Raw genomic sequence first — 22843 nt, forward strand, 5'->3', positions numbered from 1 at the left:
TATAGGCAATATCTCCTTCAGTGGTTACTCCACTTACGGATATCTTGCCTATTCGTACGCCACTAAACGGTCGCCTTCGCTTTTCTTAACTACTTCAACCCTTCGTGGCGTTCGATTTGCTGTTGCAGTTGTTGTAATTGCTGTTGCTCCTCTTGGGAAGCATTAGCGCGTGCAGAGTTGATCGCGTTACGTGCTTGACGGACCTCTTCTTCACGTGCTTGACCATTGCGGTTGGTGATATTGCTGACAGCTTGTTTCGCTTGTTGGAATAAGTTATTGTTGTTTTGCAACTTAAAACCCTCCCAAAGTATGATTGTCGACTTCTTCATTTTTGCGCTCTACATCAGAGTAGCGCTCACGATACGGAAATCGTTCCGCATGTTTTTGAACGGCATCTTTTCCTTGCTGAACAAAACGCTTGGATTTACTTTTTTTGCTCAACCTGATTCCCCCCATGGAATAAAAAAGCCTGAACGCAATGTATTACGTTCAAGCTTAGTATAGGCTGATATCAAACTTTCATAAGTCGCAAATACTGGGATAGGTCTAAGTTAGATGGCTTTTGAGGATAATTTTAGATAATTCTCTAAAAAGACAGCGATTCCGTCACCCTCATTTGATTCTGTTGTATAATCTGAAACGTCTTTTAACTCTGAAATCGCATTATCCATTGCAACACCAACACCAGCATATTTAAGCATTTCTAAATCGTTATCTTCATCACCAAAAGCGATAATGCGCTCTTGCGGAATGTGGTAATAGTGAGCAATTTTATGAAGACCAACCGCTTTATTTAAGCCAGTTCGAACAACTTCAATAACGTGCCAAGGTGCGCCCCATTTGCGATGATCAATCAGTTCTGCATGTTGATCATCCAAATGCTTTCGTAGATCAGGCACTTGTTCGGGATGTGGATGAATCAAAATGGAAGTTGGGTCCTCGTTTAGATGGTGCTGTATATCACCGATCGTAATAGGTGTACCAGACGTATGGAAAATTTCTAATAACTCTTCATCATAACGGTCTAAAAATACATCATCACGTACTTCAGCGAGTACATTTTTCACGCCTAATTCTTTACATGTATGTACAATTTTACGTGCTGTACGAATGGACATCGGGGAGTGAATGGAGTCCCACATGCTGTTATTCGGATGGTGAATGAGGGCTCCGTTAAAATTCACCATCGGCGTATCGAGGTCCATCTCATTATAGTAATCAATACTTGCACGATGAGGTCGCCCAGTTGCAATGGCTACAATATGACCTTCTTGTCTAGCTTTTTGAATAGCTTGTTTATTTCGTTCGCTAATCTTCTTATCATCCGTTAACAAAGTTCCGTCTAAATCTAATGCAATTAAATGCTTTTCCATTAATTCATCACCTCGTATGACCTTAAGTTTATAACTTGTTTCATATCTATGTAAAGGATCATTATTCTTTCTTTTCCCAATTTGGAGTGTTAGCATATGGATATCAATATGCAATTTTGTGAAAAAGGAAGGGACCAGAAAGCATGATTGGAATAAAACGTGAAACAATAGCACACATACCTGCCCTTATTATTGAAGATTCAAAAAAAGAGGGACAGCCACTTCCGGTTATAACGTACATACATGGGATAACAAGTGCTAAGGAACAAAATTTACCACTAGCTTATTTATTAGCAGAAAAAGGGTATCGCGTCATTTTGCCCGATTGTTACTTACATGGAGAGCGAGCAGAGGGGCTTTCTAATCAAGAAGTTTCCTATAAGTTATGGGAAGTTGTTTTACAGAATCTAAAAGAACTTCCAATGCTCTATCAAGAACTTCAGGCACAAAATCTTATCTTAGAGGATAAGTTCGGATTGGCCGGTACAAGTATGGGTGGTATTACAACAAGCGCTGCCTTAACTCAGTTTGATTGGATTAAAGTCGCGGCAGTTCTAATGGGATCGCCTCAACCTGTGCGTTTTGCAGAAGAACAAGTAGCTATGCTAAAACAAATGGAAGTAGAAGTGCCATTATCGGAAGAAGAACAGCAACAACTTATTCGCTCGTTGGAAAAAATCGATCTCTCGAAACAAGTTGATAAGTTAGTAGGTCGTCCAATCTTTTTCTGGCACGGTGAAGAAGATCAAGTTGTGCCATTTGATCATTCATATAGTTTTTACAATGATGCGATTTCCCATTACAAAAACCCTGAAAATATTCGTTTTTTACGTGAAGTGGGACGAGATCATAAAGTTTCGCTATATGCGATTCATGAAACTGTGAATTGGTTTGATCTACATATGTAGGGTTTGGTGGCTATACACGTCACTACCCGGAGGCTTGCGCATTTGAGAGATTTTTCGTTATAATGGTGGTTAAGAATGTAACGAAGGGGGATAAACCAAAATTATGACTACTGAAGCAATGAAAGAAAATATGTTTGGTGCACTTGAGAATGTAATCGACCCCGAGCTTGGAATCGACATCGTCAATCTCGGTTTAGTATATGATGTAGAGCTAGACAATGAAGGACTAGCAAACGTAACGATGACACTTACAGCTATGGGGTGCCCGCTAGCTGCTACAATTGAACAAGATGTGAAACGTTGCTTAACAGATCTTCCAGAAGTCAGAGATGTAGACGTAAACATTGTATGGAATCCACCTTGGACGAAAGACAAAATGTCACGCTATGCGAAAATCGCTCTAGGTATTCCGGATTGATCTTTTCAACCATTCCCTTGTTGGCACGTCCAGCAAGGGAATTTTTATTATAAGGGGAGATAGAAATGAGGGAATACCCTTTTGTGATTCTGCAGGTTGTTGGATACAAAAATAGTGGCAAAACCTCTGTTATCACATCATTAATTAAAGCATTGCAAAAAGAGGGATTAAAAGTTGGTACCCTAAAGCATCATGGTCATGGTGGAGAACCTGACAAGCTTGATCATGGTACAGATAGTTCACGACATTTTGATGCAGGGGCAGTAGTGAGTGGTGTAGAAGGGGAAGGAGTCTTTCAGTGGAATGTTCGGGAAAAGAGCTGGAGTTTGGATGAACTACTTAACCTTTATCAACCTCTAGGATTGGATGTTGTGCTAGTGGAAGGGTATAAATCTGAACCATATCCCAAGTGGGTGCTGTTGCGTGATGATCGTGATGTGAAATTGTTAAAAGAAGTAAAGAACATTTATGGCATTGTGACTAGTGGAACCATTTCACATGATTCTGTCCCTTGTGTACCAAGGGAAGAAGAAGAAACATACATAAGGATAATCAAAAATCAGATCAAGGGGGAGTTGGATGGAAAATAAACGATTTTGGATTACCGATAAGTTTATCTCTATTGATGATGTGGTAAAAAACATTGTAAGGCCAGAGGCTGGCGCAATTAATACATTTATCGGCACGGTACGCGAATTCACGAAAGGGAAACGCACCCTATATTTAAAGTATGATGCGTACGTGCCAATGGCTGAAAAGAAATTAGCACAGATCGGAGATGAGATTCAGGAAAGGTGGCCGGAAGCTAGATGTTCGATTGCCCATCGAATTGGCGAGCTTTCTATATCGGACATAGCTGTAGTCATTGCCGTATCTACACCCCACAGAGCGGATTCTTATGACGCTAGCCGATATGCCATTGAACGAATCAAAGAAATTGTACCGATCTGGAAAAAAGAGCATTGGGAAGATGGAGAACAATGGATCGGGGATCAACTCGAGACCATAGCTTACCCATCCGGACATCCAGAACAGGAGGATCTATAAATGGTTAAAGTATTATTATTTGCACAATTCCAAGAAGCAGCAGGACGTGAATCAGTAGATGTAGACGCAGCGGGACAACCTGTTGGTCACGTAAAATCGATTTTAAAAGAAAACTACGGCTTACTTGATTTAGACAACGCAACAGTAGCTGTAAACCAAGAATACACAGATATGGATACGGAACTGAAAGAAGGAGACACCGTAGCCTTTATTCCACCCGTATCTGGAGGCTGATTTTTCTACAAACTGACCGCTCATAAGAGTGGTCAGTTTTTTAGTGGAGAAAGTAGTGCCTACACGAGAGAATCCATTCTCTCTTTGTTACTAAAAGGATAGATTTTTTATAAAAATAAAAATTCCAACCTATATAAAGTGTAGGTTGGAATTATTTGTTCAGTGTTTGAGTTCAGGTTTTACGTCAAGGTTTTCTTCCTTGGATAAGGCGCACAATAAGTAATACAAGTGCGAATACAAGTAAGAAGTGAACTAGGCCATTACCTATAATTGTGAAGCCAAGTAACCACAAGATAATCAAAATAATAATTGCCCAAAACATGACTTGAACCTCCTTTTAGTATTAATTTATCCCTAAATGAAGAAAGTGAAACATAAAAGATGTGTGCAAAAGAAAAAGCAGCATCTCAATAAGAGATACTGCTTTAATATTCATTAAAGAAATAAGAAAACCAATGTCCCTACAATGAAGCAGTAGAATGCAAAGTACTTTAGGTTACCTTCTTTCATAACATTGATAAACCACTTAAGCGCAAAGTAGGATGCAACGATCGACCCTAGGAATGCTAGCAAGTATGGGATCAGCATTGTGGAAAAGACGCCACTGTTGATAAATTCATCAATGTTAAGCACAACCGTTCCTAGACTAACAGGGATATAAAGTAAGAATGAAAAACGAAGGGCTGTAGCTTTTTTCGTCCCAATCAGCATTGCAGCTACAATGGTAGCTCCTGAACGACTGATACCTGGCATTAATGCAACAGCTTGGGCAAATCCTACGATGAGCGCATCCCATATGGAAAGGTCACCATCACCTTTGCTTCCTTTTAAATTACGTATAATCCATAGCGCGATCCCTGTAACAATTAGAGTGATTCCAACTAACTTGGCAGATTCACCGAACGTATTTTCAATCCAATCCCCAAATACAATACCTAACACGGCAGCTGGGATGGTTCCGATAATGAGATATAGAATGAAACGAAAATCATTAGAAGTTTCTTCATCACGCTGATTTTGGAACAGAAATCCCCAACCATTTTTTATCAGTCGGATCAGATCATTGCGATAGACAATTAAAACAGCAACCAAGGAACCGAAGTTTACGAAGACCTCGAACATCAACCCACCTAGTTCAAGATTAAAGAGATCACGTAAAATAACAAGGTGACCACTTGAAGAGATCGGGATTGGTTCTGTAAATCCTTGAAACACGCCTAAGAATAAGTATTGGAATAAAAGTATGAGCTTGTCCACAAGTTCCATCGACATTTCCTCCTTCAATATCTATATGAGTTCGTTTTTTATGAGTAGTTCTTGTCCTTAAATCGTATATTTTTAGATGTCTAGCTCCAGCGCCCAGAAACGAATGGACTTGGGCAAAGTACCACGGCAACTAAGCTTCTGTCTTCGCCTACCGGCTTGCCAATCATCAAGTTTGGTTAATCTCACTACGGGCTCAGTCCAGTCCCTTCGTTGCTAAACGGGCGCTTGCGCTTTTCTTTTTTCACACATTCCTCCATGGGTGAATACCCTAACGATAAGGAGGTTGTTCGCATGAAAAAAGGGAGAAAGAATCAAAATACGAATTATCACCATATGTATTCCTTATGTAATAAACATATGAATCAATATGTCCTTGCCCAAACGGTAGATGGCCAAAACATTGATGGCATTGTAACTGGGGTAGATGGTGATTACCTTTACTTAGCTGTCCCTCTAACGGATGAAGAGCGAAAACAACAAGAGCAGCAACAATCCCAAACGAGAGATACAGATGAACGCCAATATGGATACGGTTATGCGCCAGGCGGATATGGCGGATATGGAGCTTATGGCGGTTATGGATATGGCGCACCATACGGATATGGTTATGCTCCACCAAACCGATTCAGACGTCTTATCTTACCACTTGCAGCACTCGTTGCCATCAGCGCATTACCGTGGTACTAAATCCTTCCACCCGTATAATTCTACACCACTGAGTCAAACTAGACCTATATCCTATACCAAAAAGGAGTATGAGATATGGGACAGAGACATCAGTTTAAGCATGGCGACAAAGCACCAAATAACGGAGTGTATGTAGAAATTGGAGAAACAGGAAGTATGGTTAAAGGGCCAAAGCAAATTCACTTAAATGCAGGCCAAAGCTTTCCGTCAAACTCCAATAAAGACCGTGTTTGGACATACAAACGTAAGCCTTGATTTTCTCATAATAAAAGCATCCATCACAGTAGGATGCATGCTCAAGAGTCAAAAAAATCCTCCTTCCTCAAATGGAAGGAGGATCTTTTATTCGGCTTCTTCTTTTAGAGCCCCTTCACCTAAAGCAACAACGGCTAGTACAAATGCAATCGTAGATACGATAACAGCCGACCATGTAAAGGAACCACCTTGCATGGAGCTAACTACATATGTAACCATGCTGCTTAGTAAAAAACTCCAAATAATAGTCCATAACAAACGCATATCGATCTCACCTCTGTTTCGACATTCTGATTTAAGTTTATCAAACGTTTACAAAAAAATAAATAAAATTCCATCGTTCTTGTGAGAGTTTTTCTGACCAAGGGGTACGACCATTAGGTGCTTTCGCCTGAATAGGTATAATAACCGTCCGAATCTGTGGTGAAACCGCTCGAATTTAAACAAAGACCACCCACATACAAGTCAAAACAGCCTGAACTTAACCAAAGAGCGCCCGAACAAAGGGGAAAACCGCCCGAACCAGAGCTCAGATCGCCATCAAAACAAAAAAATCTTTCACCAAATCACATTCTTTTTCATACAAAGGCGTGTAACCATACGAATTTTTAACAATAACATACATTATAGAGGATAGAATCCCTTTAAAAAGGATGATAAAAACATGTACGAATCGTCAACATCAATGACAAGAGCATTCCGCCTGGATAACCAGCCTTGTCTTCTCCATATTCCAGAAAAACCTAATGGATATCTTGTTCTTTACCTCGGGGATTCAGGACACTACGTTGAAGACAACCAAGCGTTTTGGCTGGAACATCCGGAACGCTCGAAGTTCATTCACTATCTCTTAGATAAAGGATACACCTTATTTACAAGTCACCTGTATGGAAATGCATGGGGGAATAAAAAGTCTGTACACTTACTGAATCAACTTTATCAACACGTTCGTCGTCAAGTGACAGTAAACCCTTATATTCATGTTGTTGCAGAAGGTATGGGAGCTTTAACAGCTTTGCATTGGCAAGAGAAACACAATATGGCTTTCCGCTCACTGACATTCTTTACACCCTGTCTCAGCTTAAAAGCTCTTTATGAACAAGAACAAATGAACCAGCTATATTTTAAACGTTTTAAAAAAGAATTAGCTCAATCTTATGAAGTTGATGAAAACCATATTGATCATGAAATTATAAACAACTATCAAATGCCTGAAACATCTTCCCCTGTGCTTATTTTTCATGATGTAGCGAACCCATATTATACGGTTCACAATCATAGTCGACGTTTTGAAGAGCAACAACAAGAAGCGGAACACACAGTTGAATTAAAGCTGGCTATCCAGCCTATTTTGCCAAGAGTCACATCAACTGTTCTTCAGTTTTTAAGATCTTATGAATCAACGCTCGAACACCCTTATTAAACTCATGTCTGTGAATAACATTTCATAGGATGCAATAGGAGGGGAACGTTATGACGAAAATGGTATGGGGATGTTTTCAATGGGTAGGTTTTCACTTGATAAGAGAGTGGCTAGATGACGGTGAGACCGTAATTGGAATTGATTTAGTTGATACGGAACAAAAGGAAACACTTGAGATGTTTGTAGGACGAAACGCTAACTTTTCACGAGTTGAATCAGTTGAAGAAGCTCTAAAAATGGATGCAGGAGAACATATCGATGCCCTAATCGTAATTGATGATCAAAATAATAACCCTCCATTCGAAAAGCTAACAGAAATTCCTGCATCCAACTATATTTGCTTGAATTTAGACGGACCGTGCCGATCTAAACATTTATGGACCACTATAGAATTACCTCACGTGTATGGACCCTGGATGACAAGTGATACAACATCTATAACCGAGAAAAGTGTTTATATTACAGATATAACCCAAGCTTTAAAGTCAATTGTTACACAACCATGGGATGGTGGTCTCATCAAAGTCGGAATGGAAAGCAATGAAGATCGGAATGATAAGTGCATAGCTCCAACAGTATCTCTAGAAAAAGGGATGAAAATGGTGAATGATCATCAAAAAAGATTTCCATCCTATTATTAAGATTCAGTAAACGATTATGTGCAAACGTTTACGAGCCTAGGGATTAACGATACAATATGACTAGATTAAGTTGCGACAGGAATGACAGAGTTTAAGTGGGGTGCGCTATATGTTGCCGCGTTTGCTTCTCATATCCGTCCTAGTGATGGGTGTATTATCGGGTTGTGCTGATACGATGGGAAAAGGCAAAATTCAAAAGGTAGGCATGCTTGTGGAGAATACAGTCCATGATCAAGCTTGGGGTCAAAAAGGATATAAGGGCCTTCTTCAAATAAAAGAAGAGCTCGATGTTGATGTGTATTTTAAAGAACATATTCAAACGAAAAAGGCTACACATAAAGCCGTCCAAGAATTCTCGCAAAAAGGTGTAAATCTTGTATTCGGTCATGGCAGTCATTTTGGACAGTATTTTGATGAAATACAAAAAGCCTATCCTGATATTCATTTTGTATATTTTAATGGGAATATAAAAGGCGAAAACATTACAAGCTTAAATTTTAGCGCACATGCTATGGGCTTCTTTGGTGGTATGGTTGCAGGTGGTTTTTCAAAGACAAACCACGTGGGGATAATTGCTGCTTATGAGTGGCAACCTGAAGTTGAAGGATTTTATGAAGGAGTCAAGTATCAAAACCCAAATGTAGATGTAACTATTCGATACGTAAGAAGTTGGGACAACAAAATGCGGGCGAAACAGATTTACAATCAGATGAAGTCTCAAAATGTGGATGTTTATTATCCAGCAGGTGATAGCTTTAGCGTACCTTTAATTAGGCAAATGAATGAAGATGGATTTCATGCTATTGGGTATGTAAGTGACCAATCAGACATTGCTCCAAATACCATCTTAACAAGTACGATTCAGCATGTAGATCGTTTATATGTTCAAACGGCGAAACAGTTTAACAAAGGGGAATTGAAATCAGGCATTTTAACGTTTGATTTTCAAGACAATGCGATTACGTTAGGGAAATTTAGCCCAAATATACCTGAACCATTAGTTGATAAAGTTAAATCAGCTGTCCAACAATACAAAAAAACTGGACAACTCCCACATGAGATGTGAAAACATGGTACCGCGTACGCCCCGTTTTTTGTCGAATTACACGACAAAACACGGGTCGTTCACGGTACCATTATTTCATTTTTTTGATCATATTCGTGATATGTTCAAAGTAAGGAGAAAGTTGGCGGTAAGTTTCAAATATGGTAGAGGTCGTATCAAAGATATCAAATGACTCGTCGTCTTCTTGTTGAGAAGTTGATTGCTTCTCATTAGCCGGCCGCCCGAACATAAATTGGTTAAAATCCAGGGGTTCATGACTCTTGGATGAATCATTTTGTTTCGCCACGGTGCACACCTCCTTATGAGTATAGTATGGGTAAATGCTTGACCGAGAAAGGGCTAGTGTCTAATGATGACGAAGAGATCCACTTGCAAGTTAAAAAAAGATCACTTAAAATTAGTACCAAGTCATAAGAATTGATATTATATACTACCATTAAGGGGATGACCATATGAGGAGTGCAGGTATTTTAGGGACTGGACATTATGTCCCTGAACGAGTTTTTACCAATTTTGATATGGAAAAACTCGTGGATACAAATGATGAATGGATTCGTACCCGAACTGGGATCGAGGAACGTCGTTTTGCCACTGATGAAATGGAAACATCAGATATGGCTTATGAAGCAGCCGTTAAAGCTTTAGACAAAGCAAACTTATCTGGTGAAGACTTGGATTTAATTCTAGTTGCCACCGTAACACCAGATCAGCCTTTCCCATCTGTAGCGAATCATATACAAGCTCGACTAGGTGCAAAAAACGCTGCATCCATGGATTTAGCTGCAGCATGTGCCGGGTTTATGTACGGAGTGATTACAGCTAAGCAATTTATTGAAACAGGTGCTTATGAGAACGTCCTAATCATTGGTGCTGAAAAATTATCAAAAATTACAGACTGGACAGACCGAAATACCTGTGTTTTATTTGGAGATGGAGCAGGAGCTACCGTTCTCGGTCCGGTAAGTGAAGGAAAAGGAATTCTATCATTTGAATTGGGTTCAGATGGTACAGGAGCTGAGCACCTGTACCAATCAAAAGAAGATGCCTTCATTAAAATGAGTGGACGTGATGTCTTTAAGTTTGCTGTTCGACAAATGCCTGAATCATCGATCAGTGTTATTGAAAAAGCAGGCTTAACAAAAGAAGATGTAGATTTCTTAATCCCGCACCAAGCGAACATTCGTATTATGGAAGCAGCGCGTCAACGCTTAGAAATTCCAGAAGATAAAATGGCTGATTCCGTAAGACGTTATGGAAATACATCATCTGCATCTATCCCAATTGCCTTATCAGAGAACGTAGAAAACGGTAAAATAAAAGATAACGATCTTGTAGTGCTTGTCGGCTTCGGTGGAGGTTTAACCTGGGGCGCTGTCGCATTACGATATGGAATCTAATTGGAGGAGGATATTCAAATGGGTTCAAGACGTGTAGTAGTTACAGGAATGGGGGCTGTTTCCCCACTCGGTAACGACGTGAATACAATGTGGAAAAGCTTATTAGAAGGACAATCAGGTATTGCACCTGTAACAAAAGTGGACAAGGATGAATTCCCTGCAAAAGTAGCAGCAGAATTAAAGGAATTCGAGCCAGGCGATTATTTTGATAAAAAAGAAGCTCGCCGTATGGATCCATTCACGCAATATGCACTAGCAGCAGCTCTAATGGCTATTAAAGATGCTGACCTAGACATTAATGAAGATATTGCACACCGTACAGGCGTATGGATTGGTTCTGGAATTGGAGGTATGACAACGTACGATGATCAGTTCCGTAAGTACATGGATAAAGGAGCTCGTCGTGTAAGTCCTTTCTTCGTACCGATGCTTATTCCAGACATGGCTGCTGGACAAGTTTCCATTGCTACGGGAGCAAAAGGAATTAACTCTTGTTCCGTAACAGCTTGTGCATCAGGCGCAAACTCAATTGGTGATGCATTTAAAGTCATCGAACGTGGAGATGCTGACTACATGATCGCAGGTGGAGCAGAAGCACCGATCACACCAATGTCATTTGCAGGTTTCTCTTCTATGAAGGCACTATCTACAGTAGAAGATCCTAACAAAGCAAGCCGTCCATTCGATAAAGAACGTTCTGGCTTCGTAATGGGTGAGGGTTCTGGAATTCTTGTACTTGAGACTCTAGAATCTGCGCAAGCGCGTGGCGCAACAATCTATGCTGAAATCGTAGGTTACGGCTCAACAGGTGATGCTTATCACATCACATCTCCAGCGCCAACAGGCGAAGGAGCAGCTCGTGCTATGACGCAAGCTCTGGAAGACGCTGAGTTAGATCCGAACCAAGTAGATTACGTGAACGCTCACGGAACAGGAACAGCCCTAAATGATAAGTATGAAACAGAAGCAGTGAAATCTGTATTCGGTGACCATGCTTATGAGTTGGCAATGAGTTCTACAAAATCTATGACGGGACACTTACTTGGAGCAGCTGGCGCAATTGAAGCGGTCATCTCCATTAAGTCCATCTTGGATCAAACGGTACCACCAACAACAAACTACGAAAATCCAGATCCCGACTGTGACCTGGACGTCGTACCAAATGAACCGAAGAAGCTTGATGTAGGAGCTGTATTGAGTAACTCATTAGGTTTCGGCGGTCACAACGCAACACTGATCTTTAAAAAGTATGAAGCGTAAATAAGTGGAGAACACATGGTTTCCTTTGGAGGCCATGTGTTTTTTTGATGCTTTATGTGGGGAGAGAAAGTTTGCACACAATTATGACGCTCACAGGTGGTGGACAGACGCACAAAAATAGAGAGTCATGCCAAATTCAATGAGACCGACGCAAAGACAAAATAATGGACGCCAAAATATAATTCACCCCATTCAATATGCTCACATAATACACAAAAAAACGGAGATCCAGCTTAGCTGGCGTCTCCGCTTTCTTCTTTCTTAGCAACTTCTTCTTTTTTAACACCTAAAAACTCTTGTAAAGCATCGCGGTTCGTTTTCTCATTGTGAGCTAGAACTGCGCCAACACCTTCATATCTTTCGTTCCAATAAGAACCTTCTACAGGGATGCGTAATTTTTGAATGTTATCATCATGATTTGTAATGAATTTTGTTCCATAACCACCGATTTCTGCTTTTGTCATGTCTGTATTCACATAAGAGGTAACCATCCCTATAGCTTTAGGGATTTTGTGAATTTTAGTAAGAGATAACATTTCTTCTTTTAGTCTTGTTATGACTTTTTGTTGACGCTCTACACGTCCGAAATCACTCTGAGCATCTGCTCTAAAGCGAGCATAATCCAGTAACTGAGCACCATCTAGGCGTTGTACACCAGGCTGTAGGTCAATATTAACGTCTCCAGCATTATCTTGGTATTTCATACGTTTTTCTACATTTATTTTTATACCTTTTGGTGAAATTTCATCTACGATATGTTTGAAACCTTCAAAGTTTACTTCGGCAAAATGATCAATTTGAATACCGAAATTCTGTTGAATGGTTTTCGTTAACAATGGAATATCACCATAAGCATATGATGCGTTAATTTTATTGTAACCATAACCTGGAATGTTCACATAAGTGTCTCTCATTATAGAAACAAGTTTAGTTTCACCTGAATCTTTATCATATTGACCAATCATTATAGTGTCTGTACGATCCACTTCTTTATCACGTTGGTCACTTCCGACAAGAAGAACGTTTATTTTATTGTCTTCTAGTTGCTCTTTATCTCCATTTTTATTTTGCTCTTTTTCGAAATCAGTCTTATCGTCATTCTCTTTTTCATTTTTAGTATAACCACCATTTTCAGCACCTTGGTCCTGACCGGCGGCTACCTGAAATGCTGTATACCCAACCATACCTAAGAAAAGTACAATCATGATGGAAAAGAGAAGCTTTCTTCTACGTTTTCTCAATCTTTTTCGTCTTACGATGCGGCCTCCAGCCATCTTGTACCTCCTCTTCATAAAAACCACTTAGTTATTAATTTACTCTTTCTTCCGTCTGAAGTAAAGAGGCTTTTTTTTAAATGAAATAAGTCTTAGCATTTTTATCTAGACTTCAAAAACTTTCCTAAGGTTACGCTTTTCTTATCCCATATTATCACCTATTCGTATAAAGAGAGGGGAATATGGGGGTGATGTCGTTCATATATTATAGAAGAAACTGGTGCGGACAAGCTTTAGGAGGGGTGTTCTTGGGACCAATATTCATGTTTCTAATTGGCTTCGGATTTGCGGTGTCAGGTGGTGTCACCATGATAACGTATTTAAATTTATTACCTGCTGGGTTTGGGTGGATGGACTATTTGATATTCTTGAAATCACGACCAGAATGTTACCTTTTTCCACTCGGAATCTTCATGATTACGCTAGCTACATTTTTTTTACCTCAAGAATCCTCCTAAATCTTACATTCATTCGAATAAAATTTCCATGCTTGGTCATACTGATGGCTACAGAAGAAAACGTTTAGAAAAAAGTGGGGGTTTCATATGCTATATTTACATGACGTATGGGTGAATTGGTTTGAAGGAGAAGAGAACGGATATAATGTTTGTCCATTTCATGAATGGCGTAAGGAAGATGGAATTGAGCTTTTGGACCAGGTACCATTATTATATGTACAAGCATCACTTTATAACTACATTGAAAACGACCTCCAAGACTTACCACAATCATTGTTAGATCATGTTTATAAACGAGCGTATCTTCGAAAAAATCAGGAACGTATATCACTTGAATATGCATTCGTGGTTACAGATGGATCCAATGTGTTAGCTGTAGACACGATGGGATACAACCTTCCTGTACGAAAAAGTAGGCTCATTCCAAGACAGGAGAGACTAGTCTATGACATGATCGAATCACATGATCCGGAGTCCTACCAATTTAAAAAGGCCTTGGATAAGAAGGAATATCACATTCTTTCACCACATCCAGAGCATATGATTGGGTTGACCCGAAAAGAAAGACAACTTAAACAACTTCTCATGATGACACTTGATCAACTCAAAACAACGCAAAACTTACCTGAAGTCCGCTATTGGTTAACGGAATGGGATCCTACTCAGTTTGCGTTCATTCACAAATTGAATTTCGAGCAGGCGTGGAAGACATTATATGATGGCATTCAGGATGGGTGGAGCCCGGCACACGCAGAGCTTTGTCGAAAACTTGTAAAAGGACAACCTTTCTTTGAAAAGCTATGGGAGCTAGAACATAACCAAGAAGTAAATAAAGGGGTCTGACACCACTACATATAGTGGGTCAGCCCCCTTTATTGTTACTTAGCTTCTATTTCTTCTTCTTTACTCGTCCAAGCCCCATAGCTTTCTTAGCCTTACGTAGCATTTTCTGTGCGTCATAATTAGCTTTTTCTGCACCACGGTCAAGAATGTCGTCCAATTCTTCAGAATCCATTAGTTCATAATAACGCTCTTGGATTGGGCGCATCGCTTCAACGACAACGTCTGCAACAGCCTGTTTAAAGTCCCCGTAGCCTTTTCCATCAAACTCAGCCTCTAAGCTTTCAATTGATTTACCAGAAAAACTGGAATGAATCGTTAATAAGTTTGATACTCCAGGTTTATTTTCAACATCATATTTTACAATACCCTCAGAGTCCGTTACAGCACTCTTGATCTTTTTTACGATAGTCTTCTCATCATCAAGCATAGAAATAAATGCTTTTTGGTTATCATCAGACTTACTCATTTTCTTCGTTGGCTCTTGAAGGGACATCACACGAGCTCCAACTTCAGAAATTTGTACATCTGGTACGGTGAAAATATCATTGTATTTGTTGTTAAAACGCTGAGCAAGATTGCGTGTGAGTTCTAAGTGCTGCTTCTGATCCTCACCAACAGGTACAATATCTGTTCCATAAAGCAATATGTCAGATGCCATTAATGGAGGATACGTAAGAAGGCCAGCAGATACACCTTCTTTACCTGACTTTGATGATTTATCTTTAAATTGTGTCATACGTTCAAGTTCACCGATATAAGCAACACATTGTAACATCCAACCTAATTGCGTATGTGCTGAAACCTCTGATTGAATGAAAAGCGTTGATTTCTCTGGATCAATTCCAGAAGCAATGTATAGAGCTGCAAGTGATTTGATGTTCTTTCTTAACTCCAATCGGTCTTGGGGAACGGTAATGGCATGCTCATCTACGATGCAGAAGTAACAATTGTTTTCTTCTTGTAGGGGAGGGAAATGCTGCATTGCTCCAATGTAGTTCCCGATCGTTAATGTTCCACTTGGTTGTATTCCTGAAAAAATCGTGTTCATGTTCTTCACCTCATTTAAATTTTCTAACAATAAAAAAGGTTCATTCGCCTACATATGCATGTAGGGACGAATGAACCGTGGTGCCACCCTAGTTATCTCATTAGATAGAGATCACTTTTATCCAATATCGCCTGGAACGCGGTGCTTCCTACTTAATTGTTCAAAAGCACAGCTCGAAAGCCCACTTCCATCTTACCTTGTTATCTGCTTCCACCATGACAGACTCTCTTGGAACAGAGGATAAGATGTACTCACTTTCTCATCGCTTCATGTAAAATTGTTGTTCAAATTATAGATAATAATCCAATTGAAATCAAGTAACAAATTACATTTGATAAAAATAACCAAGTAACAGCAACATAGCAATCGTTAAGACAGTACCCTGGAAAAAGAACATTTTCATAACAGATGGACTCACAACTTCTGAAGGCATCGGTTTACTTTCCCAATCATCAAGATAATCGGTATTCTTTGAAAGCCTGTTACCGACTCGTCGGAAACTATAAGTGATCCCATCCAAGAATTTCCCTTTTATTACGAACATGATGAGCCCAAAGAAGAGGTAGAAGTAAGAAACATAAAAAAGACTATTAATGTACCTCTGCAGATCATAAACAGGAGAGATGAATGCAAAAAGGATAAGACTAAGTGCAACATTCAAAGATAAGAATGACCACTTGTTTTGAAAAAGCGCCATAAATATCAACCTTTCTTAAATGATTTTTACCGTAAGAACATGTAATTGTAATTATGCCCTTATATAGAAAGAAATAAAATCTTAGAGCGTTTTTATCTAATAAGATTATACCACGATTACATTTTTTTAAAAGGATATGATGAATGTAAATAGACAGAAAATTGTTGAAGTAAAGAAAATTGCATGCTATATGCAAAGCTATACAAATATGAATTGATAGAATGCTGATAAAAAAATAGAATGATGTGAAATTATGCAGTTCACTTTATAAATAGAAAAAAGCAAAATACAAAATATTAAAAAACATAGGATAATAGACCTATTTTTTGTCATTGAAACGTAATTTTTAAAGGATTTTATAAAATTTTTGCAAAAAAAGTGGTGCAAAATTGTCCGAAAACTTGTATAATTCTAGTTGTGGCAGATAGAACTGCTGCAAAAACTTTTGAACATAATCATTAGGGGAGGTCATTTTTTACAATGAAACAGACAAAATGGTTGTTGTTAGTACTAACTCTAGTACTATCTATGTTTCTAGCTGCTTGTTCCGGCGGTGACAGCGAAAACGCTGGTGAAGGCGACGGAAACGGCGAAACAGAAACAGGCGAAAATAATGAAGGCGAAGACACTGAAGGTAATGGCAATGAAGGCGACGGAGAAGAAACTAAATCCGACGGCCCTAACGGCGAACAAGTACTTAACTTAACTGAAGGTGCTGACATTCCTACACTAGATCCATCAATGGCAACTGACGCGGTTGCATTCCAAGTACTTGGTTCTACTATGGAAGGTCTTTACCGTCTAGGTGAAAATGCACAAATCAAACCAGGTATTGCTAAAGATCACGAAGTAAGTGAAGACGCTCTTACTTGGACGTTCAACTTACGTGAAGATGCAACTTGGTCTAACGGTGACCCTGTTGTAGCTAGCGACTTCGTATATGCTTGGAAACGTGCAGTAGATCCAGAAACAGGTTCTGAGTACGGTCCATACATGATGGGTGGCGTTATTAAAAACGCAACAGCAATCAACAAAGGCGAAATGGAATTAGATAAGCTTGGTGTTGAAGCTGTAGACGAAACAACTCTTAAAGTAACTCTTGAAAAACCAATTCCTTATTTCGAATCTCTAACAGCTTTCGGTACATTCCTACCGATCAACAAAAAAGCTGTTGAAGAATTCGGCGAAGATTTCGCTCTTGAAGCAGGCAACATTTACTATAATGGACCATTCGTTCTTTCTGAGTGGAACCATGGTGAAGGTTGGACATTCAAGAAAAACTCTGATTACTGGGATGCTGATGCTGTAAGTCTTGAACAAATCAACTTCAAAGTTGTAAAAGACGTTGCAACTTCTGTAAACCTTTATGAAACTGACAAGGTTGACGCTACTGGTCTATCTGCAGAATTCGTAGATGAGTATCGTAACAACCCTAACTTTGAAATTAATCCACAAAACGTGTTGTTCTACTTCAAGTACAACCAAGAACACCACGAAGCACTTGCAAACACAAATGCTCGTAAAGCACTAACTATGGCAATTGACAAAAACGGTTTAGTTAACGTTATCTTAAATAACGGCTCTCTTGTAGCAACAGGTGATATTCCACAGGATTTCGTAACTCACCCTGAAACAGGTGAAGATTTCCGTGATATCAATGGAGATTTCCTAACTTACGACAAAGAAAAAGCTCAAGAGCTTTGGAAAAAAGCTAAAGAAGAACTTGGAAAAGACGAACTCACTATTGAACTTCTTGCTGGTGACAGTGAAACTGGTAAGAACATGAACGCTTACTTCAAGAACCAGTGGGAATCTAATCTTGAAGGACTTACAATTGAACTTAAGCAGGTTCCATTTAAAGAGCGTCTACGCCTAGACACGAACATGGAATATGACATTCAGTTCTCTGGTTGGGGTCCTGACTACCTTGATCCAAACACATTCTTAAACATGTGGGTAACAGGTGGCGGAAACAACAAGATGGGTTACTCTAATGAAGAGTATGATGCTCTAATTGAAAAAGCGAACACTGAGTACGCTACTCAGCCTGTTAAGCGTTTCGAAACGTTCCTTGAAGCAGAAAAAGTTCTTATGAACGACGCTGCTATTGGACCACTTTACCAACGTGCTTCTGCTTCTGTATGGAAGCCATATGTTAAGGATGTAATCAGAAACCCAATGGGTCCTGACTTCACATTCAAATGGGCTTACATCAACAAGAATGCTGAGTAAGTTATCGAAGGTATAGATTTTAATCTAACTTCAAAACCAATTTAATTGGAAGAGAGTATATGTCCACCTAGAGTTGGCGTATACTCTCTTTTACCTTGTAAAGGTAATATTTTCACAATGGTGAATTTTCCGTCAACTTTCGACAAGAAATGTCATTCAAATGTAAATTGGAGGTGTTGGAATGGCGCGTTATATTTTTCAAAGAATTGTTTATATGTTACTTACAATGTTAGTAATTGCAACATTTTCATTCTTCTTAATGAAACTTTTACCTGGTTCTCCATTAATGATGGAGGATAAGTTATCAGAAGAACAAGTTACAATCGTTAAAGAAAAGTATGGATTAAATGACCCTGTTCCTGTTCAATATGTAAACTATTTAGCCAATCTTGCTCAAGGTGACCTAGGGGTTTCCTTCCAACAGGATAACCGAGGCGTAACACAAATTATTATTGACCGCGTAGGCCCATCTGCACAGCTGGGTGCACAAGGATTAATATTTGGTCTTGCATTTGGTCTATTACTCGGGATATTTTCAGCTTTATATCATAATAGCCCGATAGATTATGGATCTACTTTTTTAGCTGTTATAGGTAAGTCAATACCGTCCTTTGTATTTGCAGGCTTATTACAGTACTACATTGGAGTTAAATTAGGGTGGCTACCAGTTGCCTTTTGGGAAGGCTTTGAATATACCATCATGCCTACGATTGCAGTAGCAATGTTCCCAATTGCCATAGGAGCGCGCTTTATGAGAACTGAAATGCTAGAAGTATTAGGTTCAGACTTTATTACAACGGCAAGAGCAAAGGGAGTTAACCGTTTAGGGGTACTATTTAAACATGGACTTCGTAACGCCTTAATTCCACTAGTCACAATCATTGGACCAATGGCGATTTCTCTGTTTACTGGAAACCTAGTAATTGAAAAGATATTTGCAATCCCAGGGATAGGTGATACATTCGTTCAAGCTGTTATGACGAATGACTTTCCTGTAATAATGGGGATTACATTGATAATCGGTTTTCTATTCATTGTAATTGTACTACTAATCGATTTACTTTACGGTTTAATCGATCCTAGAATTCGACTTGCTGGAGGGGAGAAGTAAGGTATGGCTAACAAAGATTACGATAAAGACTTATTTGTTCCCTTAGAAAGGGAAGATGACACCAGCGAAAAAATTAGTAGACCTAGTTTAACCTTTTGGCAGGATTCTTGGATGCGTCTAAAGAAAAATACGGGTGCTCTTATTGGAGTATGGGTATTAATTTTCATCACATTCATGGCGTTAGCTGCTCCGTTTTTTAATGACTATGGATTTGATGACCAGAACTTGATTCGTTCTAAATTACCACCAAAGGTTCAAGGTCTTGAAAATGTTGATTGGTTACCCTTCCAAGGAACCATGGAAAGAACATTTGAAGCTCCAACATTAGAAGAGGCAAAAGAGCGAGCTATAAATCGCTTTAAGCGTGATGAAGAAAATATTGAAATGACAGTTGTTAACGATGGTTCAAATGGTGAACCAGCTATTGTTGACGCTGAATTCGATGTGTATGCAAACCAGGGATTTGAAGATGACTATTTCTGGTTCGGTACAGATACATTAGGCCGTGACCAATGGACACGTGTTTGGAAAGGTACACAAATCTCATTATATATTGCAGTGTTAGCTGCTTTTATTGACATGGTTATTGGTGTAGCATATGGTGGTATTTCTGCTTACTACGGTGGGCGTGTCGATGACTACATGCAGCGTATTATTGAGATCTTGGTTGGTATTCCGAACCTTGTAGTTGTAATCTTGATGATATTAATCCTAAGTCCAGGTATATTATCAATCACAATTGCCTTAACCATAACCGGTTGGATACCGATGGCCCGTATCATACGTGGGCAAGTATTGAAGTTAAAGAACCAGGAGTTTATTCTTGCATCTAGAACTTTAGGATCTTCTGACTCTCGTATTATAATGAAACACTTAGTTCCAAACGTAACGGGCCTAATTGTGATTAATACGATGTTTACGATCCCAGGTGCAATATTCTTTGAAGCATTCTTAAGCTTTATCGGATTAGGCTTACAGCCACCGGTGGCATCATTAGGTACGTTAATTGATGAAGGTTTCCAATCCCTTCAAACATTCCCATACTTGATGATCTATCCAGCGATTATTATTTCCTTAATAATGGTTGCATTTAACATTGTGGCAGACGGTCTTCGTGACGCATTTGATCCGAAGATGCGTGAGTAGAAAGGTAGGTGTTGAATAATGGAAAATATACTAGAAGTAAATGATCTACATGTATCATTTGACACATATGGTGGAGAAGTAAAAGCTGTCCGTGGTGTTAGCTTTGAACTTCGAAAAGGGGAGACACTAGCCATTGTAGGTGAGTCTGGATCAGGTAAATCTGTTACAACAAAAGCCTTAATGGGTCTGATCCCGCAACCACCAGGACGAATTAAACAAGGTGAAGTTCTGCTTGAAGGTAAAGACTTAGCCAGAATGAACGAACGCCAATTACAAAAAATTCGCGGACGCGATATATCTATGATTTTCCAGGACCCTATGACGTCCTTGAACCCAACGATGAAAGTTGGAAACCAGATTATGGAGGGGCTTATTAAACACCAAAAAATGAGCCGTTCTCAAGCGAAAAAACGTGCTGTCGAATTGTTGGAAATGGTTGGTATACCGAATCCGAAAGCACGTATTAACCAATACCCTCACCAATTCTCTGGTGGTATGCGTCAGCGTGTTGTAATCGCCATTGCACTAGCTTGTAATCCAAAAGTGTTAATTGCCGATGAGCCAACAACGGCCCTTGACGTTACAATTCAAGCTCAAATCTTAGAACTTATGAAAGATTTACAGCATAAAACAGAAACTTCGATCATCTTCATTACACACGACTTAGGTGTTGTTGCAAACGTTGCAGACCGTGTAGCCGTAATGTATGCAGGTAAAATTGTAGAACTAGGAACTGTTGATGATATTTTCTATAATCCTCAACACCCATACACATGGGGGCTTCTAGGTTCTATGCCTACACTAGATGATGAAGAAAGTGAATTATTTGCCATTCCTGGTACACCACCAGACTTGTTAAACCCTCCAAAAGGAGATGCCTTTGCTGCACGTAACGAGTATGCAATGAAAATAGATGAAGAAGAGCAACCACCATTCTTCCAAGTTTCAGATACCCATTACGCAGCAACTTGGTTATTACACGAAAATGCGCCAAAAGTTGAGCCACCTGAATCTGTTAAGAAACGTATGCAAGGTTTTGCAAACACTGGCGCCTCAGAAAAAGGTGATAACGCATGAGCCAGGAAAAATTAGTAGAGATTAAAGACTTAAAACAACATTTTAAAACAGGTCGTCATAGTGTCGTTAAAGCTGTTGATGGTCTGACATTTGATATTTATAAAGGGGAAACGTTCGGACTTGTAGGTGAGTCTGGTTGCGGTAAATCTACAACAGGTCGTACGATTATTCGTCTTTATGACGCTACAGACGGTGAAGTTTTATTTGATGGTGAGAATGTACACGGAAAGAAAAACCGTGATGAAATGAAGAAGTTCAACCAAAAAATGCAGATGATCTTCCAGGACCCATATGCATCCCTAAACCCTCGTATGACGGTTGAGGACATCATTGCAGAGGGATTAGATATTCATGGACTGGCGAAAGACCACAAAGCTCGAAAAGCTAGAGTTCATGAATTACTTGAAACAGTTGGTCTAAATAAAGAGCACGCACAACGTTACCCACACGAGTTCAGTGGTGGTCAACGTCAACGTATTGGTATTGCACGTGCTTTAGCTGTTGACCCTGACTTCATTATTGCGGATGAGCCAATTTCTGCGTTGGACGTATCCATTCAAGCGCAGGTTGTTAACTTATTGAAAAAGCTTCAGCAAGAAAAAGAGTTAACCTACCTGTTTATCGCTCACGACTTATCCATGGTAAAATACATCTCTGACCGTATTGGTGTAATGTACTTTGGTAGGCTTGTTGAGGTAGCAGATAGTGATGAGTTGTATAAGAATCCTTTGCACCCCTACACGCAATCCCTTCTATCTGCAATTCCATTACCGGATCCTGACTATGAGCGTAACCGCCAACGTTTCAATTACGATCCATCTAAGCATGATACAAGTGAAGAGCCTGAGTTCCGTGAAGTGAAACCAGGTCACTGGGTACTGTGTACAACGAAAGAATTTGAACAGTACAAAAAAGAAATTAAATAATAATGTAAGCCTCATCTTTTCTTAAGGTGAGGCTTATTTAAAACATCGAATTTCCA

Annotated in this window: 29 protein-coding genes and 1 other annotated feature; of the genes, 19 read left to right on the forward strand and 10 right to left on the reverse strand. The window is 39.4% G+C overall.

Annotation, left to right across the window (positions count from 1 at the left end; genetic code table 11):
- Positions 1 to 89: 89 nt before the first annotated feature.
- The 3 genes from GS400_RS05030 to GS400_RS05035 all read right to left on the reverse strand — a co-directional run bounded on the left by GS400_RS05030 (position 90) and on the right by GS400_RS05035 (position 1373).
- Positions 90 to 290 carry a DUF3813 family protein gene (locus tag GS400_RS05030; protein WP_236561150.1) on the reverse strand — a complete coding sequence of 67 codons (201 nt, stop codon included), beginning with the start codon at positions 288 to 290 and terminating at the stop codon, positions 90 to 92.
- Between the two features lies 1 nt (position 291).
- A complete protein-coding gene (locus tag GS400_RS20015) occupies positions 292 to 441 on the reverse strand; it encodes a hypothetical protein (protein WP_201450135.1) in 150 nt (49 codons plus the stop codon).
- A gap of 110 nt (positions 442 to 551) precedes the next feature.
- The gene (locus tag GS400_RS05035) at positions 552 to 1373 is read right to left on the reverse strand and encodes a Cof-type HAD-IIB family hydrolase (RefSeq protein WP_160099592.1); all 822 of its coding nucleotides are present in this window, start codon (positions 1371 to 1373) and stop codon (positions 552 to 554) included.
- Positions 1374 to 1516: 143 nt separating this feature from the next.
- Here GS400_RS05035 and GS400_RS05040 point away from each other — a divergent pair, with 143 nt between their 5' ends.
- The 5 genes from GS400_RS05040 (at position 1517) to moaD (ending at position 3980) form a co-directional block, all read left to right on the forward strand.
- Positions 1517 to 2281, forward strand: coding sequence for a prolyl oligopeptidase family serine peptidase (locus tag GS400_RS05040; protein WP_160099594.1), 765 nt, complete (start codon positions 1517 to 1519; stop codon positions 2279 to 2281).
- A gap of 103 nt (positions 2282 to 2384) precedes the next feature.
- Positions 2385 to 2699 (forward strand): metal-sulfur cluster assembly factor, encoded by a 315-nt coding sequence (locus tag GS400_RS05045; RefSeq protein WP_027448103.1) that lies wholly within the window; start codon positions 2385 to 2387, stop codon positions 2697 to 2699.
- 65 nt (positions 2700 to 2764) lie between these two features.
- On the forward strand, positions 2765 to 3289 hold the full coding sequence (mobB, locus tag GS400_RS05050; protein ID WP_160099596.1) for a molybdopterin-guanine dinucleotide biosynthesis protein B: 525 nt from the start codon (positions 2765 to 2767) through the stop codon (positions 3287 to 3289).
- Complete coding sequence (locus GS400_RS05055) at positions 3279 to 3746, forward strand: molybdenum cofactor biosynthesis protein MoaE (protein WP_160099598.1); 468 nt, start codon at positions 3279 to 3281, stop codon at positions 3744 to 3746. The genes mobB and GS400_RS05055 overlap by 11 nt, the downstream gene beginning before the upstream one ends.
- Entirely contained in the window at positions 3747 to 3980 is a 234-nt protein-coding gene (moaD, locus tag GS400_RS05060) for a molybdopterin converting factor subunit 1 (RefSeq protein WP_160099600.1), read from the forward strand. It abuts the gene before it with no gap.
- A gap of 184 nt (positions 3981 to 4164) precedes the next feature.
- On the opposite strand, the gene GS400_RS05065 is transcribed toward moaD, so the two are convergent.
- The gene (locus GS400_RS05065) at positions 4165 to 4302 is read right to left on the reverse strand and encodes a lmo0937 family membrane protein (RefSeq protein WP_160099602.1); all 138 of its coding nucleotides are present in this window, start codon (positions 4300 to 4302) and stop codon (positions 4165 to 4167) included.
- 113 nt (positions 4303 to 4415) lie between these two features.
- Complete coding sequence (locus GS400_RS05070; protein ID WP_160099604.1) at positions 4416 to 5246, reverse strand: undecaprenyl-diphosphate phosphatase; 831 nt, start codon at positions 5244 to 5246, stop codon at positions 4416 to 4418.
- A 291-nt stretch (positions 5247 to 5537) separates the two neighbouring features.
- Between GS400_RS05070 and GS400_RS05075 the strand changes: the two genes are divergently transcribed.
- Positions 5538 to 5933 (forward strand): hypothetical protein, encoded by a 396-nt coding sequence (locus GS400_RS05075; RefSeq protein WP_160099606.1) that lies wholly within the window; start codon positions 5538 to 5540, stop codon positions 5931 to 5933.
- A 75-nt stretch (positions 5934 to 6008) separates the two neighbouring features.
- The gene (locus GS400_RS05080) at positions 6009 to 6188 is read left to right on the forward strand and encodes a YjzC family protein (RefSeq protein ID WP_160099608.1); all 180 of its coding nucleotides are present in this window, start codon (positions 6009 to 6011) and stop codon (positions 6186 to 6188) included.
- Positions 6189 to 6275: 87 nt separating this feature from the next.
- Here GS400_RS05080 and GS400_RS05085 read toward each other — a convergent pair whose 3' ends face one another.
- Entirely contained in the window at positions 6276 to 6452 is a 177-nt protein-coding gene (locus tag GS400_RS05085; RefSeq protein ID WP_160099610.1) for a YjzD family protein, read from the reverse strand.
- Between the two features lie 400 nt (positions 6453 to 6852).
- Here GS400_RS05085 and GS400_RS05090 point away from each other — a divergent pair, with 400 nt between their 5' ends.
- From GS400_RS05090 to GS400_RS05100, 3 genes are all read left to right on the forward strand, one after another.
- Positions 6853 to 7611 (forward strand): hypothetical protein, encoded by a 759-nt coding sequence (locus GS400_RS05090; protein WP_160099612.1) that lies wholly within the window; start codon positions 6853 to 6855, stop codon positions 7609 to 7611.
- 50 nt (positions 7612 to 7661) lie between these two features.
- Entirely contained in the window at positions 7662 to 8252 is a 591-nt protein-coding gene (locus GS400_RS05095) for a hypothetical protein (protein ID WP_160099614.1), read from the forward strand.
- A 145-nt stretch (positions 8253 to 8397) separates the two neighbouring features.
- Positions 8398 to 9318 (forward strand): BMP family ABC transporter substrate-binding protein, encoded by a 921-nt coding sequence (locus GS400_RS05100; RefSeq protein WP_236561152.1) that lies wholly within the window; start codon positions 8398 to 8400, stop codon positions 9316 to 9318.
- A 70-nt stretch (positions 9319 to 9388) separates the two neighbouring features.
- On the opposite strand, the gene GS400_RS05105 is transcribed toward GS400_RS05100, so the two are convergent.
- Positions 9389 to 9604 (reverse strand): hypothetical protein, encoded by a 216-nt coding sequence (locus tag GS400_RS05105; protein ID WP_160099618.1) that lies wholly within the window; start codon positions 9602 to 9604, stop codon positions 9389 to 9391.
- A gap of 166 nt (positions 9605 to 9770) precedes the next feature.
- Between GS400_RS05105 and GS400_RS05110 the strand changes: the two genes are divergently transcribed.
- Entirely contained in the window at positions 9771 to 10715 is a 945-nt protein-coding gene (locus tag GS400_RS05110; RefSeq protein ID WP_160099619.1) for a beta-ketoacyl-ACP synthase III, read from the forward strand.
- 18 nt (positions 10716 to 10733) lie between these two features.
- Complete coding sequence (fabF, locus tag GS400_RS05115) at positions 10734 to 11975, forward strand: beta-ketoacyl-ACP synthase II (protein ID WP_160099621.1); 1242 nt, start codon at positions 10734 to 10736, stop codon at positions 11973 to 11975.
- A gap of 233 nt (positions 11976 to 12208) precedes the next feature.
- Here fabF and GS400_RS05120 read toward each other — a convergent pair whose 3' ends face one another.
- The gene (locus GS400_RS05120; RefSeq protein WP_160099623.1) at positions 12209 to 13249 is read right to left on the reverse strand and encodes an LCP family protein; all 1041 of its coding nucleotides are present in this window, start codon (positions 13247 to 13249) and stop codon (positions 12209 to 12211) included.
- Positions 13250 to 13497: 248 nt separating this feature from the next.
- Between GS400_RS05120 and GS400_RS05125 the strand changes: the two genes are divergently transcribed.
- Complete coding sequence (locus tag GS400_RS05125; protein WP_160099625.1) at positions 13498 to 13707, forward strand: YuzI family membrane protein; 210 nt, start codon at positions 13498 to 13500, stop codon at positions 13705 to 13707.
- Positions 13708 to 13794: 87 nt separating this feature from the next.
- Positions 13795 to 14550 (forward strand): YjbA family protein, encoded by a 756-nt coding sequence (locus tag GS400_RS05130; RefSeq protein WP_160099627.1) that lies wholly within the window; start codon positions 13795 to 13797, stop codon positions 14548 to 14550.
- Positions 14551 to 14596: 46 nt separating this feature from the next.
- Here the strand turns inward: GS400_RS05130 and trpS are convergent, their stop codons facing one another.
- Together trpS and GS400_RS05140 are read right to left on the reverse strand one after the other, a co-directional pair.
- Positions 14597 to 15598: a tryptophan--tRNA ligase gene (gene trpS, locus GS400_RS05135; RefSeq protein WP_160099629.1), complete on the reverse strand. Its 1002-nt coding sequence runs from the start codon at positions 15596 to 15598 to the stop codon at positions 14597 to 14599.
- Between the two features lie 59 nt (positions 15599 to 15657).
- Positions 15658 to 15870: a binding site (T-box leader), on the reverse strand.
- A 53-nt stretch (positions 15871 to 15923) separates the two neighbouring features.
- A complete protein-coding gene (locus GS400_RS05140; protein WP_160099631.1) occupies positions 15924 to 16295 on the reverse strand; it encodes a DUF3899 domain-containing protein in 372 nt (123 codons plus the stop codon).
- A gap of 480 nt (positions 16296 to 16775) precedes the next feature.
- Between GS400_RS05140 and GS400_RS05145 the strand changes: the two genes are divergently transcribed.
- From GS400_RS05145 to GS400_RS05165, 5 genes are all read left to right on the forward strand, one after another.
- On the forward strand, positions 16776 to 18527 hold the full coding sequence (locus tag GS400_RS05145) for a peptide ABC transporter substrate-binding protein (protein ID WP_160099633.1): 1752 nt from the start codon (positions 16776 to 16778) through the stop codon (positions 18525 to 18527).
- 181 nt (positions 18528 to 18708) lie between these two features.
- On the forward strand, positions 18709 to 19638 hold the full coding sequence (opp3b, locus tag GS400_RS05150; protein ID WP_160099635.1) for an oligopeptide ABC transporter permease: 930 nt from the start codon (positions 18709 to 18711) through the stop codon (positions 19636 to 19638).
- A gap of 3 nt (positions 19639 to 19641) precedes the next feature.
- Positions 19642 to 20784: an oligopeptide ABC transporter permease gene (gene opp3C, locus GS400_RS05155; RefSeq protein ID WP_160099637.1), complete on the forward strand. Its 1143-nt coding sequence runs from the start codon at positions 19642 to 19644 to the stop codon at positions 20782 to 20784.
- Positions 20785 to 20802: 18 nt separating this feature from the next.
- Complete coding sequence (locus GS400_RS05160) at positions 20803 to 21861, forward strand: ABC transporter ATP-binding protein (protein ID WP_160099639.1); 1059 nt, start codon at positions 20803 to 20805, stop codon at positions 21859 to 21861.
- Positions 21858 to 22787 carry an ABC transporter ATP-binding protein gene (locus GS400_RS05165; RefSeq protein WP_160099641.1) on the forward strand — a complete coding sequence of 310 codons (930 nt, stop codon included), beginning with the start codon at positions 21858 to 21860 and terminating at the stop codon, positions 22785 to 22787. Before GS400_RS05160 ends, GS400_RS05165 begins: the two co-directional genes overlap by 4 nt.
- The last annotated feature ends 56 nt before the right edge of the window (positions 22788 to 22843 follow it).

The organism is Pontibacillus sp. HMF3514, assembly GCF_009858175.1.
GTDB lineage: Bacteria > Bacillota > Bacilli > Bacillales > BH030062 > Pontibacillus.